Origin of the sequence: Amycolatopsis orientalis DSM 40040 = KCTC 9412 (assembly GCF_000478275.1) — a bacterium.
In the GTDB taxonomy this organism is placed as follows: domain Bacteria; phylum Actinomycetota; class Actinomycetes; order Mycobacteriales; family Pseudonocardiaceae; genus Amycolatopsis; species Amycolatopsis orientalis.
Window position 1 is genome coordinate 430,473 of record NZ_ASJB01000080.1, and the last position, 14,785, is coordinate 445,257.

A 14,785-nucleotide genomic window follows, 5' to 3' on the forward strand; every position below is an offset into this window, starting at 1 on the left:
CCGAGAACGATACGGCCGAACGCGCCGAAAGGTTGCGCGCGCGGTCCCACAACTTCTCGCGGCCCCGGTACGTATCTCCCAGTGTGACCGAAGACCTCCTGGGGGAACGATGAGCGCGCGCGGGGCCTTGGCCGCGGTCGTATGCGCTCTCGCGGTGGCCGGCTGTGAAGCTCATTCGATCGCTCCTCCCGCGGTGACGCCGGTACCGGTCATCACCCCCTCAACGACCCCCTCGACGACGCCGAGCACGTCCTCGACGGCACCGAAGCCCGTACTGGCGCCGCCGTCCGCCGCGATCACGTTCCCGCGGGCGGGGTCCGGTCAGTGGCGGTTCCCGGCCGGTGAAGGCCCCGTCGCCGGGCAGGCCGGGAGACTGCTGCGTTACCGCGTCGCCGTCGAAGGCGACATCGGCGGCGTGAACCCGGACGCTTTCGCCACGGCCGTCGAGTCCACTTTGGGCGATCCACGCGGCTGGACCGGCGGCGGTCGTTGGCGGTTGCAGCGCGTCGGCCCGGACGGTCCGTACGACTTCACGATCTACCTCGCCACGCCGACGACCCGGGACGTGCTGTGCGGCAGGCCCGACGGCTACACCTCGTGCCGCAACGGGAACAGCGTCGTGCTCAACGTCGCCCGCTGGGCGAACGGCGTTCCCGGTTACGGCGCGCCGCTGGCGGCCTATCGGCAGTACATGGTCACGCACGAGGTCGGGCACCGGCTCGGGCGCGGTCACGAGACCTGCCCCGTGCCGGGCGCGCTCGCGCCGGTGATGCAGCAGCAGACGCTGGGCCTGCACGGCTGTACGCCGAATCCGTGGCCCTACCCGGACGGGTCGCAGTATTCGGGGCCGTCAGGGGAATACGACGATCCGATTCCCCGTGGCGACTCGTGAGTGGTAATGACGGTTCTAACCGTCATTACCACTCACGAGGCGAGCCGCTCACACGCGCCTTTCAGCGGCCCTGCAGTGTCTTCAAGTTCTGCCCGAACGTCCAGTTCCGTGAGCCGTCCCAGTTGATCGACCAGGTCATCAGGCCCTTGAGCGACGGAATACTGCGCCACGCCTGGGAAACCAGGCTGGGCGACATGTAGCCACCACCGGCGCCGGACTGCGCGGGCAGGCCGGGGGCCTGCTTGTCGTAGGGCACCCGGATCGTCTGCCCCTGGATCACCAGGCCCTTGTCGAGGCAGTTCGTCTGCGCGACGAACCCCTGAACCGTCCCGGCCTGATACGAATCACCCGAGCAGCCGTACATGCTTCCGTTGTAGTACTGCATGTTCAGCCACCACAGCCTGCCGTTGTCCGCGTACTTCTTGATGATCGGCAGGTACGCGCCCCAGATCGAGCCGTAGACGACGCTGCCGCCGGTGACGTACGCGGTCTCGGGTGCCATGGTGAGCCCGAAATTCGGCGGCATCGCGGCGAGGACGCCGTCGATGATGCGGATGAGGTTCTTCTGCGACGTGGAAAGCGTGGAGATGTTCCCACTGCCGGTGAGGCCGGTTTCGATGTCGATGTCGATCCCGTCGAAGTTGTACTTCTTCAGGATCGGCACGATGGTGGCGACGAATTTGTCCGCCACGGTGGCCGAGTTCAGATCGATGCCCGCGGTGGCGCCGCCGATGGACATCAGGATCGTCGCGCCCGCGTCCTTGGCGGCGCACATTTCGGCCGGGGTCGCGACCTTCACAGTCGCGTCCATCCCATCCTCCCATTTTGCCGTTCCGTCGGACAGGATGACCGGAAAGGCCGCGTTGATCACGTTGTACCCATTGGCCTTGATGCGGGCGTCGGTGATCGGGACCCAGCCCAGCGGCGGATGGACGCCGTTCGAGGCGCCGTCCCAGTTCTCCCAATAACCCTGCAGGACCTTGCCAGCTGGCTTCGATTTGACCGCGCAGACGTCGGCGTCGACCGAGGCCTGTGCCGAAGGCAGGACGGCGAGTGTGGTGACGGCGAGTACCGCCGCGCCGGTGATTGCGAGCAGCCGTGAGACGCGACCGAACATACCCAGCTCCCATCTCGAAAGCGGTTTGAACGAACAGGAAGCGGCCGTTCGGCTCAACATAGGTCGCCGTGCATGAGTGGCGCTACCGACGATCGGGTGGTCTAGACCAGATATGGAAAAGTTGTCCGTGGATCGCCCTCACGCACGAAGGCCATCTCACGAGGCCGGGTGTCCTCGTGAGATGGCCTTCGCCATTCGGATGGTCAGACGGTGATGGTCCAGCTGTCGAGCGTGCCGGTGTCCTGGGCGTACGCGTCGTAGAGCACGAGCGTCCAAGTGCCCGAAGCGGCCTCGTTGGTCACGTTCACCGAGTAGTTCCGGGTACCGAGGTCGGTGCACGGGAGGGAACCGGTGGGCTTGACCGAGTACGTGCTGCCGTCAGGCGCTTTCAGGCTGATCCGCAGATCCTCGGAGCAGGTGTGCGTCCCGGTGATCGAAACCTTCACCGGCGAGGTCGCCGTGCCCGTCGCGGTCGAGGTGATCGGGCTGTTGACCGTGGCGTAGTCGTTCAGCGCGTAGTCGGTGCCGTTGGTGAACGTGCGCACGCCGCCGGTGCCGACGGTCAGCGTGTACTGCGCCGTGCGGTCCACCGAGACGCCGTCACCGGTCACCGTGATCGTGCTGGTTCCGTTGGGTGTGCTCGCCGACGTCGCGATGGTGAGCGTCGAGGAGCCGCCCGACTGGACCGAAGCCGGGTTGAACGTCGCGGTCGCCCCGGCGGGCAGCCCGCTGGCGCTCAGCGAAACCGCTTGCGCCGAGCCGGAAGTCGTCGTGGTGTTGACCGTGACGGTCGCCGACTGTCCCGCTTCGACGGTGCCCGAGGTCGGCGAAAGCCCCAGCGAGAAGTCGTTGCCCGTCGGCGCGCCGACAGCCAGCTTCCAGAGCGCGTAGGCGATCGCGTCGCTGTTCTTCTCCACGGGGGTGTCCGGGATGTTCGACAGCGTGTCGCAGGCACGGTGGTAGCAGCTGTCGAACGGCCTTCCGGCGGTGCCGCCCCATTTCTGTTGCTGCGCGGCGCTCTTCGTGTACCCGGCACCGGTCGCGAGTCCGCCGACCGGGATGCCCGCGCTCTTGAACGACGCGTGGTCCGAACGGCCGTCGCCCTCGGTGTCGCCTTCGGTCTGGATGCCGATCGAGGTGAAGTACTCGTCGAACACGGCCTTGACCGAAGCCACGTCGTCGTAGACGAAGTAGCCCCAGTTGTCGGAGCCGATCATGTCGAAGTTCAGGTATGTCTTGATCTTCGTGCGCTCGGTCGAGGGCAGGTTGCTGACGTAGTACTTGGACCCGCGCAGACCGGACTCCTCGTCGGCCCACCAGCCGAAACGGACCCGCTTGGCCAACGTCGGGTTCTCGCGGGCCAGTGTCAGCGCGACTTCGAGGATCGACGCCGATCCCGAACCGTTGTCGTTGATCCCGGGGCCCGCGCTCACGCTGTCGAGGTGCGCGCCGAGCATGATGACCTGGTTCGGGTCACCCTGCGGCCATTCCGCGATCACGTTCTGGCTCGAACCCGCGCAGGTCGTGCAGGTCTGCAGGGTCACGTTGTATCCGGCGGCGCGCAGCTTCTGCTCCACATAGGACACTGATGCCGGGTAGCCCGGCCGTCCGGAGGCGCGGTTCCCGCCGTTCTGGTTGGCGATCGTCTGCAGTGCGCTCAGATGTGCCTTGACGTTGGCGAGGGAGATGTCCGGTGCCGCGGTGATGCTCGCGGCCGTGACCGCCTGCGCGGGCGCCGCTACGACACCCAGTATGGCGGCCATGCCGACGACGGCCGCTCCTATTCGCTTTCCCCACTTCATGCCGGGGTTTCCTTCCTGGGGGGAGCGTGAAGGACTCCTTCCCCCGGCTGGTCATCCAGAACCAGGGCCGAGGGAAGGAGTCCTTCACGCGCGCGGGAGAACTAGAGGGTGATGGTCCAGCTGTCGAGCGTGCCGGTGTCCTGGGCGTAGGCGTCGTAGATCACGAGCGTCCAGGTGCCGGCGGCGACCTCGTTGGTCACGTTCACCGAGTAGTTCCGGGTGCCGAGTTCGGTGCACGGCAGGGAACCGGTCGGCTTCACCGAATACGTGCTGCCGTCGGGGGCCTTCAGGCTGATGCGAAGGTCCTCGGAGCAGGTGTGCGTCCCGGTGAGGGAGACCTTGACCGGCGACACCGCGTTGCCCGTCGCGGTCGACGTGATCGGGCTGTTGACCGTGGCGTAGTCGTTCAGCGCGTAGTCGGTGCCGTTGGTGTAGGTCCGTTCGCCGCCGCCGGTGCCGACGGTCAGCGTGTACTGCGCGGTGTGCGTGCCGCTGGCCGCCGTGCCGGTCACCGTGATCGTGCTGGTGCCGTTGGGCGTGCTCGCCGACGTCGCGATGGTGAGCGTCGAGGACGCGCCGGACTGGACCGACGCCGGGTTGAACGTCGCGGTCGCCCCGGCGGGAAGACCACTGGCGCTCAGCGAAACCGACTGCGCCGCACCGTTGACGGTCGCGGTGTTCACCGTGACGGTCGCCGACTGTCCAGGCTGGACGGTGCCGGAGGTGGGGCTGACACCGACCGAGAAGTCGTTGCCCTGCGGGGTGCACGAGGTCGGCTCACCGGACGCCGCGGTGACGCTGATCGCTTCCCACGCCGCCTTGGTGGTGTTGAACTCGGTGCAGGAACCCGGGTACAGCGCGAGCGCCGCTTCCAGGGTCGCCTTGCGGGCGGCCTTGTGGTTCCAGCTGGAGGTCTTCTTCAGCAGGCCGTTGTAGAAGATCTTCGCGGCCTTCTGGATGCCGAGACCGGTGATCGAGGTGTTGTTGCAGGTCGGGCTGGCCGGCTTGCCTGCGGGCGCGGTGCCCTCGGCCAGCAGGTAGAACCAGTGGTTCTGCGGGCCCGCGGCCGCGTGCACCTCGGTGTTCGGGATGGACGACGAGTAGCAGTCGGGGTTACCCGAGATCTTGCTCGGCTTGTACATGTAGCGGATCGGGCCCTGGCCGACCAGGTTCACGCTCTCGCCGACGTCGTAGTCCGGGGTGTCCTTGGCGTTGTTGGCGTAGTGCTCGGTGATGGCGCCGAAGATGTCACCGGTGGACTCGTTGAGGCCGCCGTTCTCGTTGCCGCTGCCCGCGCCGCCCGGCGTGGTCTGGAAGATGGCGTGGCCGTACTCGTGCGCGACGACGTCCATCGGGGTGGCCTGGCGCTGGTTGTCCTGCGAGTGACCGAAGGTGGTCGACGAGCCGTTCCAGTAGGCGTTCACCTGGTTGAGGCCGACGTAGGCGGGGAAGCCGCCGCCGTTGCCGTTGATGCCGTTACGGCCGAGCCATTCGCTCAGCATCTTCCACTCGGTCTGGACGCCGAAAAGCGTGTCGACACAAGCGGTTTCCAGGTCGGTGCCGGAACCGTTGCCCCAGTTGTCGTCCGGTCCGCTGAAGGGCGAGCCGTTCTGGCGCGCGCAGCTGATGTTGCTGCGCTGCGGGTCGCGCATGGTGTAGGTGCCGCCGGAGTTCGTCGTGTCGATGGTGACGTTGCCGACGTAGTAGCTGTTGCCCGCGCCCAGGGTGCTGACGTCGTTCGACGTGCCCTGCGCGTGGGTCGGGACGTTGGACTGCTTGACGTCGTCACGGGTATCGAGCACGGCGCCGGTGACGCCGTCCACGAACACGTGCAGGTTGCTCGGCGCGGTCGCCTTGGTGCCGGCGACGACGACTTCGTAGGCGAGCTTGGGAGAGTTCCCCGCCAGCACGACCAGCTTCGGCGCGGTGACACTGTCCACTGTGGACAACTGGCCGCGGGCGACCTCGGCCGCCTTCGCCGCGGTGATCTTGGCCTTGGTGTCGACCGAGATCGTCGCGGTCTCCGCGGAGCTGGTGCCGCGGACGCGCCCGGCGCCGTCGGCGACCACCACCGCGTCCCCGCCGACCACCGGCAGGCCACGGTAGGTTCGTTCGTAAGCGGCGTAGAAGAGTCCTCCGCCACCAGGGGTCAGTCCGACGCGGCGGAAGCCCTCCTGGGCACCCTTGCGCAAGTGGTCTACACCAGCCGCGGCGGCCTGGTCGGCCGCGCTCGCGGCCACGGCGTCGGGGCTCGCGGGCTGGATGGTGGCGGTGGTCGCGTTCGCCGGCATCGCCGGGAACGTCATGCTCAGGGCGAGGCCGGCGATGGCCGCCAACCCTGTTCTGAGCCCTCGCTGAACGGTCATGGGAACCTTCCATGGGCAGGACCGTGCTCCCGTGCGGCCAGCGGCGCGGCGGGGAATCGACCGGAGTGGGAGCACGGCGGGGGACGGGGAGCGTGTCCGCCGAAGATAACTGGAGTTATCCCGATGGACACGTCCGAGTAAAGGAGCCGGTCACCGGAGGCGTCAATGGGCCGGATGGCGTAGCAAGACCGGCGAAGATCATTTCACCGGGAATAAAATCCCTGTGTAGTAAGGATTTTCCCGCCAGGTGCGATATATGGCGACTTTCGTATGGTTTTCAGTCCAGCGGCCCGGAATCGGACATAGCGGCCGCGCGAACACCGCGTCGATACGCGGCCGCCGCCTCGTCGAGGAGTCCGCGGGCGCGCAAGGTGTCGCCCAAATGCAGCGAGGTCGCCACGAGCGCGCCGCGCAGTTCGGACTCTTCCTGTGCGGTGGCGGCTTCTTCGAGCAACGCGGTCGCCTCGGGCAGATCGCCGCGGGCGCGGGCGATGAGTCCCAGTAGGCGGAGAACCTCGGCCCTGGCTTCGATGTCGGGGGATCGATCCAGAAGCGGGCGGATCCCCTCGGCGAGTGCGGCCGCTTCGTCGAGCGCGCCTTGGCGGCGGCGGACGTCGGCGAGTTCGATCGTCGCCCCGAGTACGCCTTCCCGGGAGCCGGCCTTGGCCAGGAGGTCGCGAGCGAGCAGGAGTTCGGCGTGCGCGTCGTCGAGTTTGCCCAGCCGTCGCCACAGGAAGCCGCGCGCCCAGCGGCTCCGGGCGGCGTCGCGGTCGTAACCGATCGAAGTGAACAGTCGCAACGCCCGGGAAAGGTCCTTTTCGGCGCGATCGACCAGGCCGATCGCCTGCCACAGTTGCGCGGCCTGCCGGTGGTAGCGCGCGGAGATGTCCTTGCGGTGGGCGGAGGCGAGCGCGCGCCGCCCTTCTTCGGCGGCTCGCCGGGCGCGGCGGAGCGCGCCCATTTCGATGAGCGGGTGGATGAGCGCGGTCACCAGGGCCAGTTCGGCGTCGGGATCGACGGGCGTGGTGGCGCGGAGCCGGGCGAGCGCGGTTTCGACGAGGGCCACCGACGCGCCCAGGTCGCCGGAGAGCGCACGGCAGGCGGCGACCCGGTTGACGATCATCGCGCGCAACCGCGGCGACGCCGTTTCGGCGAGTTCCATCGCGTGGGCGAATCCCTCGGCCGCCGACGGGATGTCGTAGCGCTGCCACTGGACTTCGCCGAGATAGAACCGCGCGTGGCATTGAACCTCCGGCAGCCGGTACGCCGCCGCCAGCCGTTCTATCCGGGTGAACTCCCGCTCGGCCGCGTCGAGGCCGCCCTGCTGCAACTCGCGATACGCCGTTTCGAGCGCGCCGGTGAGTTCCTCGGCCGCGCCCGGCGGCCTGCCGTAGCGGAGTTCGTCCGCGGTCAGCCCGAGCCGGTGCGCGAGATGGGCCAGGACGTCGTCGGAGGGCACCCTGCTGCCGGACTCGACTTTGGCGAGGAAACCGCGGTCGTAGCGGGGCTCGGCGAGCTCACGCTGGGTGAGCCCGCGCGCCTTGCGCAACCGCCGGATCCGCGCGCCGAGTGGTTCGGCCTCGGTTCGCAGGGACGGCATCGGACCACGGTAGACGATTTCCGTCCCGGAGCCCGGTTCAGCCGGACAGGTGAGTGAGAAGCGCGGCGAAACCACTCGCGGGGACCACGAGAACCGGCCTGACCTCGGCCGGGAGTTCGCGCTGCTTGGTGTCCCGGATGCCGACGAACGCGCCGTCGGTGCCTACTTCGACGCAGGCGTTCTCTTCGAAATGCGTATAGCTCGACTTGTGCCAGCCGGACAAGCGCTCGTGCCAGGTGAGGGTCATCGAAGCTCCATTCGGTCATCTGTCGGATACCCGCGAACAGCGCTTCGAACCCTGTGGCTTTCCCACGGGCAACCAAACCCTCCCGTCGGGTGAAACGGACATATTGACTCGGGGTGTCCCGCGGGCTAGCGTCTTGCGCCATAAAAAGGAAACTTTCTTAACTAATAACGAGCGGGGCGCCGATGATGGTGAGTTCCTGGTCCCGGGCGGTGGCCGCGGTTTCGGCACTGGTCCTCGGGGGTTTGACGGTGCCGGCGGTTTCGGCCGTGGCGGCGGTGCAAGGGGAGGTCCGGGTCGATCAGGTCGGCTACGGCATCACCGAAACCAAGTACGCCTACCTTCTGTCCAGCGCGCCGGGGTCGTTCTCGGTGGTCGACGAACGCGGCCGGACCGTCCATCGTGGACGGACCGGCGTCTCGCTCGGCGCGTGGAACGCGAAGTACCCGGCGGTGTACCAGCTCGACCTGTCGAAGGTCTGGCTGCCGGGCAAGTACCGGATCGAGGTCAGCGGCGAGACCAAGGCGACGTCGCCGACGTTCCGGGTGGACACGAAGCAGCGGCTCTTCACGCCGCTCGTCCGTGCCACCAACGAGTTCTTCCAGGCGCAGCGCGACGGTGACGACATCGTCCCCGGCCGTCTCGACCGCAAACCGTCGCATCTGGCGGACAAGCAGGCCACGATCTACGACCGGCCGGTGTTCGTCGGCGAGGGCGGCGACGAGATCGCCGAGCCGCTGAAGCCGGTCGGCGGGCCGATCGACGTCGAGGGCGGCTGGGTCGACGCGGGCGACTTCGTCAAGTTCACCTCGAACACGGCGTACTCGCTGGCGGAGATGGGTTACGTCCTGCGCGAAGGCTACGACCCCGTGCTGGCCAAGGAGGTCACGCTCGGCCTCGACTGGCTGGACAAGATGTGGGACCAGCGGACCAAGACGCTGTACGCCCAGGTCGGGATCGGCACTGGCAGCGACAAGTTCGGTTTCCTCGGTGACCACGACGTCTGGCGCAATCCCCACGACGACGACGCGCTCGACGTGAAACCCGGTGACCCCAAGTACTTCGTGAAGCACCGGCCCGTCTTCCCGGCGAATCCCGGCGGTTCCCCGCTCAGCCCGAACCTCGCCGGCCGTGTCGCCGCCGCGTTCGCGCTCGGCGCGCAGGTCGAGGCGAGGCGGAATCCGGCGCTGGCGAGGAAGTATTTCGCCGAGGCCGTGTCGGTCTTCGCGCAGGCCAAGACCGAGAACGTCGGCGAGCTCGTCACCGCGTTCCCGCACGCGTACTACCCGGAATCGTCCTGGCGGGACGACATGGAACTCGGCGCCACGCAGCTCGCCCTGGCGGGCAAGGCATTGCGGGATCCGCGGGCGGCGGAGTGGACCCGGCAGGCGGCGCACTGGGCGAAGGCCTACATCGACCTCGAAGAGAAGAGCACGCTCAACCTGTACGACACCAGCGCGCTGGCGCACGCCGAACTGGCGAAGCTCCTGCGGCACGGTGTCCCGGGTACCGCGCTCGGCCCGAAGGAACTGATCGGCGACCTCCGGCGCCAGCTCGACGAAGGTGTCGCGAGTGCGGCTCAGAGTCCTTTCCGGACGGCCGTGTCGGTGAAGGACTTCGACGCCGCCAGCAAGAGCTTCGGGTTCGCCGCGACCGAGCGGCTGTACGCGGAGGTGACCGGTGACCGCCGGTACGCCGCGTTCGGCTCGCAGCAGCGGAACTTCACCCTCGGCGCGAACGCGTGGGGTATCTCGCTGGTCGTCGGCGTCGGCACGACGTCGCCGAAGTGCCCGCATCACCAGGCGGCCAACCTCGCGGGTGAGGAGAAGGTGCTCTACGGCGCCGTCGTGAACGGTCCGAACGGGGCGGAGCACTTCGCGGATCTGCCGTTCCCTGCCGGGGCGAAGGAGTGCACGAAGCCGTACGACGCCTTCGACACGACCGAGTCGCGCTACACCGACGACCTCGCTTCGTGGCCGAGTAACGAGCCCGCCATCGACTTCACCTCGACGGCGATGCTCGCGTTCGCGCTGGCGGGACGGTCCTGATCGGAACGTGGGGCTCGCGGATCGGCGCGAGCCCCACGTTCGGGTAGGCGACAACTCCTGTTCGCGGCGATGCCACCGCTCCGGACGGTGACGACGTCGTAGTCTTGGCGGGGTGAGTGAGACAAGCGAGTTCCCCGACGGCCAGTACCCGGAACGTCCGATCGAGCGCCACAAGGGCCCGGTCGTGCTGCGGCGGGATCGCCGTGACCAGGGCAGCACCACCGACCAGCGCCTGCTGGACTCACGCGGGCCGAGCGACTGGGTGCACACCGACCCGTGGCGGGTGCTGCGGATCCAGGCGGAGTTCGTCGAGGGCTTCGGCGCGCTGGCCGAGGTCCCGCGCGCGGTGACGGTGTTCGGTTCGGCGCGGACCAAACGGGACCACCCGGAGTACGAACTCGGCCGCAAGATCGGCGGCGCGCTCGCCAACGCCGGCTTCGCGGTGATGACCGGCGGCGGCCCCGGCGCGATGGAGGCGGTGAACCGCGGCGCCAACGAGGCGGGTGGGTTCTCCGTCGGCCTCGGCATCGAGCTGCCGTTCGAGCAGGGCATGAACCCGTGGGTCGACCTGGGTGTCAACTTCCGGTACTTCTTCGCCCGCAAGACCATGTTCATCAAGTACTCGCAGGCGTTCATCTGCCTGCCCGGCGGCTTCGGCACGCTCGACGAGCTGTTCGAGGCGCTCACCCTGGTGCAGACGAAGAAGGTCACGAAGTTCCCGGTCGTGCTGTTCGGCAGCAAGTACTGGGGCGGCCTGTACGACTGGATCGCCAGTTCGCTGCTCGCCGAGGGCAAGATCGGCCAGAAGGACCTCGAACTGCTGCACGTCACCGACGACATCGAAGACGCCGTACGCGTCGTGCAGGATTCGTACAAGGCTTGGGAGGACACCCACTGATGGCGGCTCCGCGCAGGGTATGCGTCTTCTGCGGTTCGTCGATGGGCTTCGACCAGCGGTATGCCGACGAGGCCAGGGCACTGGGCACGCTGCTGGCGGCGCGGGGGATCGGGCTGGTCTACGGCGGGGCGTCGGTCGGCACCATGGGCGTCGTCGCGGACGCCGCGCTGGCCGCGGGCGGCGAGGTGATCGGCGTGATCCCGGAGGCGTTGGGCACCGTCGAAATCGCGCACGCCGGCCTGACCGAACTCCACGTCGTCGCCGACATGCACCAGCGGAAGGCGAAGATGGCCGCGCTGTCCGACGGCTTCCTCGCGCTGCCGGGCGGGGCCGGGACGCTGGAGGAACTGTTCGAGGTGTGGACGTGGGCCCAGCTCGGGCTGCACGAGAAGCCGATCGGGCTGGTCGACGTCGGCGGGTACTACGCGCCGCTGCTGAAGTTCGCCGACCACATGGTGTCGGAGGGCTTCTTGTCGGCGGGGTACCGGGACATGCTGAAGATCGACTCGGACGCTTCGGTCCTTCTGGACGCCTTCGCGGACTACGTGCCCCCTCCGCGTCCGAAGTGGGCGAAGTAGGGCTTGGAGGGTCGTGAGTGGTAAGTGTCGTTCTAACGACACTTACCACTCACGACCAGCTGTACCCAGGGCTTTAGGCAGCGCTCTGATCAGGGCGTTTGTGGTACGAGTCGACGTATTCCTGGCCCGAAAGCTCCAGGATCGCGTACATGATCTCGTCGGTCACCGAGCGCCGGATCGCCGGCGACGAGTCCTGCCCCTCATACCGCGAGAAGTCCAAAGGCGAGCCGTAGGTGACGGTGATCTTCGTCCGCCGCGGGATGCGTTTGCCCGCGGGCTGCAGGTTCTCGGTGCCGGACAGCGCGACGGGGACGACCTTCGCGCCGGTCGCCAGCGCCAGGGCCGCGACACCGGTGTGGCCGCGGTGCAGCCGCCCGTCCAGCGAGCGGGTGCCCTCGGGGTAGATCGCGAACGCGCCGTCCGCGTCGAGCACCTTCCGCGCCGCCTCCAGCGCGGCGAGACCGGCCTGCGCGTTGCCGCGTTCGACCGGGACGTAGCCGAGGCCACCCAGGAAGCCCGCCATCAGTTTGCCCTTGAGCCCGCGGCCGGTGAAGTACTCCGCCTTGCCGAGGAACTTGACCTGCCGCATCGCCGTGAAAGTGATCACGCCGGTGTCCAGCGCCGCCCGGTGGTTGGGTGCCAACAGCACCGGGCCGGAGGCGGGGATGTTCTCCACGCCGCGGATCTCGGGGCGGTACAGCGCCCTGACCAGCGGGCCCAGCACGAATCGGACGAGTAGCGGTAGCAAGGTTCCTCCATCGACAGGGTGTCGGGCTCCAGCATGGCACGATCACTACTCATGAGTTGGTTCGAGCGGCGTACGTGGCAGAACCCCGGGTGGACGCTCGACGACATCGTCGCTGCGAAGGGTGACCGGACGGTTTCGGTCGTGCTACCGGCACTCGACGAAGAGGACACCGTCGCCGAGGTCGTGGGCACGGTGCGGCCCTTGCTGGGGACGGTCGTCGACGAGCTGATCGTGATGGACTCCGGCTCCACCGACGCGACCGCGGAGCGCGCCGAACGCGCCGGCGCGCGAGTGGTGCACCGCGAGGACGTGCTCCCCGCGTTCCCACCGGTGCCGGGCAAGGGCGAGGTGCTGTGGCGGTCGCTGGCCGCCACGACCGGCGACGTGCTCGTGTTCCTCGACTCCGACCTGGTCGACCCGGATCCGGCGTTCGTGCCGACCCTGCTCGGTCCGCTGCTCTGCGAGGACGGCGTCCACCTGGTCAAGGGCTTCTACCGGCGGCCGCTGAGGCTGGAGAGCAGCGGCGGGGGCCGCGTCACCGAACTGCTGGCGCGACCGGTCCTGTCGGCGCTGCGCCCCTCGCTGTCCGGGCTGATCCAGCCCCTGGGCGGCGAGTACGCCGCGACGCGCGAGTTCCTCGAGTCAGTGCCCTTCGCGGCCGGGTACGGCGTCGAGATCGGACTCATCCTCGACGCCGAAGCGCGCTACGGCCTCGACGGACTCGCACAGGTCAACCTCGGCGTACGCAAGCATCGCAACCGTTCGCTGCTTCAGCTGGGCGTCATGGCGCGGCAGATCCTCGGGACCGCACTGGCACGCTGCGGTATCAAGTCGGACGACCCCGCTCAGCTCACCCAATTCGTGCATTCAGAGGACGAATGGCTGCCGGAGGTGGCCGAGATCTCGGTCAGCGACCGGCCGCCGATGCGGGAAGTACTCGGGTTGACCGAGTCGTAGGACCTCGTCGAAGCCCGCCACGTGGGCTTCACGGTGCGTCACGAGAACGACGGTGCCGCGCGCGGCCGCGAGGACGTCGGCCAGGACGGCGTCGCCGTGCTCGGGGTCCAGGCCCTCGACGGGCTCGTCCAGCACCAGGACCGGCGGCGCGGCCAGCACCGCCCGCGCCAGCACGAGCCGCTGGTGCTGCCCGCCGGACAGCGTGTCACCGTCCGAGCCGACCTCGCGGTCCAGCGGCAGGTCGAAACCCGCCGTCGCGCACGCTTCGAGCAGCTCGGCGTCCGAAGCGCCGGGCTTCGCGAGCAGCAGGTTCTCCCGGACCGTCGTGTGGAAGACGTGCGCGTCCGCGAGCGCGCCCGAAACCACCGACGGCAGCAGCGTGGGGTCGTACTCGTCGAGCGGCCTCCCGTTCAGCACCACGCGCCCCGACGTCGGCGCCACGGCCCCGAGCAGCACGTTCAGCACCGTCGTCTTCCCGGCGCCGCTGGGCCCCAGGATCCCGACCCGCTTCCCCGGCGGCAAGTCGAGGTCGACGTCTTCCAGCGCCGGCGCCCGGCCGGGGAACCGCACGCCGACCCCTTCGAGCCGCAGATGCCCGGGCTCGGGCACCAGGGTGCCGCGCGGGGGAGCGGGTTCGGTCAGCAGCGCGCGCACCCGCTCGGCCGAAGCCCGGACCTCGACCCAGCGCTGGGCCGCCGCGGTCAACGGGAGGACCAGCTCGAACACGGTCAGCGCGCCGAGCGCCAGTGCCGCCGTCAGCGGCGGCGAAACCCCGGCGACCAGCGCGATCGTGACGCAGGTGAGCAGCTGGACCAGCATTCCGGCCGCGGTCAGCAGGCTGGTCCGGTTCGCCGTCGCCCGGTCCCGCGCGGCGAGCGCGTCGACGGCGGTATGCGCTTCGTCCACAGTGGACGCGTGGACGCCGTAGGCGATCAGCTCCCGCCGCCCGGTGATCAGGGCGACCGTCCGCTCGGCGAGGTCGGCCCGCGCCGGAGCGCTCGCTTCCGCCGCCGTGCGGGTGATCCGCACGCACAGCCACGGCAGACCGATCCCCGCGACGGCGAGACCGAGCGCCAAGGTGAGCCCGGCCGCCGGACTGGCGATCAGCGCGACCGCGGTCGAGGCCAGTCCGACGAACGCGGCGACCCCGGCGGGCAGGAGGCAGCGCAGGATCGCGTCCTGTACGGCGTCCACATCGGACACCAGCCGGGTCACCAGATCGCCGCCGGAATGCCGGGAGACCCGGTGTGGCAGCAAGGAGGTGTACACGCGGGTCCGCAACGCGCCGAGGTAACGCAGGACGACTTCGTGCCCGGCGAGCCGCTCGGCGTACCGCAGGCCGCCGCGCAGCAACGCCAGCGTCCGGACGGCGACGATCGCCACGGTCAGCGAAGCCAGCGGAGGCTGCTCGGCCGCCTTCAGCAGTAGCCACGCGGCGGTGGCCATCAGCGCGAGCCCGGCCAGTTCGGAGCCGGAGGCGATCAGCCCGGCCCGCACCAGCCGCACGATATCCTTTGTGGACACTCCCCAGACGT

The 14,785-nt window shown here is 68.8% G+C and carries 12 protein-coding genes; 5 read left to right on the top strand and 7 right to left on the bottom strand.

Annotated features, from left to right (window positions below; all coding sequences use genetic code 11):
* Nucleotides 1-109: 109 nt before the first annotated feature.
* Nucleotides 110-892: a DUF3152 domain-containing protein gene (locus L324_RS29875; protein ID WP_037316205.1), complete on the top strand. Its 783-nt coding sequence runs from the start codon at nt 110-112 to the stop codon at nt 890-892.
* Nucleotides 893-953: 61 nt separating this feature from the next.
* On the opposite strand, the gene L324_RS29880 is transcribed toward L324_RS29875, so the two are convergent.
* The 5 genes from L324_RS29880 to L324_RS29900 all read right to left on the bottom strand — a co-directional run bounded on the left by L324_RS29880 (nt 954) and on the right by L324_RS29900 (nt 8,024).
* Complete coding sequence (locus tag L324_RS29880; protein WP_037316207.1) at nt 954-2,009, bottom strand: chitinase; 1,056 nt, start codon at nt 2,007-2,009, stop codon at nt 954-956.
* Nucleotides 2,010-2,212: 203 nt separating this feature from the next.
* A complete protein-coding gene (locus L324_RS29885) occupies nt 2,213-3,811 on the bottom strand; it encodes a M28 family peptidase (RefSeq protein ID WP_037316210.1) in 1,599 nt (532 codons plus the stop codon).
* Nucleotides 3,812-3,912: 101 nt separating this feature from the next.
* Entirely contained in the window at nt 3,913-6,177 is a 2,265-nt protein-coding gene (locus L324_RS29890; RefSeq protein ID WP_152547039.1) for a M4 family metallopeptidase, read from the bottom strand.
* A 277-nt stretch (nt 6,178-6,454) separates the two neighbouring features.
* Nucleotides 6,455-7,777, bottom strand: coding sequence for a helix-turn-helix domain-containing protein (locus tag L324_RS29895; protein ID WP_081736513.1), 1,323 nt, complete (start codon nt 7,775-7,777; stop codon nt 6,455-6,457).
* Between the two features lie 37 nt (nt 7,778-7,814).
* Nucleotides 7,815-8,024: a DUF397 domain-containing protein gene (locus L324_RS29900; RefSeq protein WP_037316220.1), complete on the bottom strand. Its 210-nt coding sequence runs from the start codon at nt 8,022-8,024 to the stop codon at nt 7,815-7,817.
* Nucleotides 8,025-8,206: 182 nt separating this feature from the next.
* Here L324_RS29900 and L324_RS29905 point away from each other — a divergent pair, with 182 nt between their 5' ends.
* The 3 genes from L324_RS29905 (at nt 8,207) to L324_RS29915 (ending at nt 11,545) form a co-directional block, all read left to right on the top strand.
* On the top strand, nt 8,207-10,069 hold the full coding sequence (locus L324_RS29905; protein ID WP_037316222.1) for a glycoside hydrolase family 9 protein: 1,863 nt from the start codon (nt 8,207-8,209) through the stop codon (nt 10,067-10,069).
* 112 nt (nt 10,070-10,181) lie between these two features.
* A complete protein-coding gene (locus L324_RS29910; protein WP_037316226.1) occupies nt 10,182-10,967 on the top strand; it encodes an LOG family protein in 786 nt (261 codons plus the stop codon).
* Nucleotides 10,967-11,545 (top strand): LOG family protein, encoded by a 579-nt coding sequence (locus L324_RS29915; protein WP_037316230.1) that lies wholly within the window; start codon nt 10,967-10,969, stop codon nt 11,543-11,545. The genes L324_RS29910 and L324_RS29915 overlap by 1 nt, the downstream gene beginning before the upstream one ends.
* 73 nt (nt 11,546-11,618) lie before the next feature.
* Here the strand turns inward: L324_RS29915 and L324_RS29920 are convergent, their stop codons facing one another.
* A complete protein-coding gene (locus tag L324_RS29920) occupies nt 11,619-12,293 on the bottom strand; it encodes a lysophospholipid acyltransferase family protein (protein ID WP_037316233.1) in 675 nt (224 codons plus the stop codon).
* A 51-nt stretch (nt 12,294-12,344) separates the two neighbouring features.
* On the opposite strand from L324_RS29920, the gene L324_RS29925 reads away from it, so the two are divergent.
* Nucleotides 12,345-13,250, top strand: coding sequence for a glucosyl-3-phosphoglycerate synthase (locus L324_RS29925; protein ID WP_051174149.1), 906 nt, complete (start codon nt 12,345-12,347; stop codon nt 13,248-13,250).
* Here L324_RS29925 and cydC read toward each other — a convergent pair.
* Nucleotides 13,161-14,774 (bottom strand): thiol reductant ABC exporter subunit CydC, encoded by a 1,614-nt coding sequence (cydC, locus tag L324_RS29930; RefSeq protein WP_235783682.1) that lies wholly within the window; start codon nt 14,772-14,774, stop codon nt 13,161-13,163. The genes L324_RS29925 and cydC overlap by 90 nt on opposite strands.
* Between the last annotated feature and the right edge of the window lie 11 nt (nt 14,775-14,785).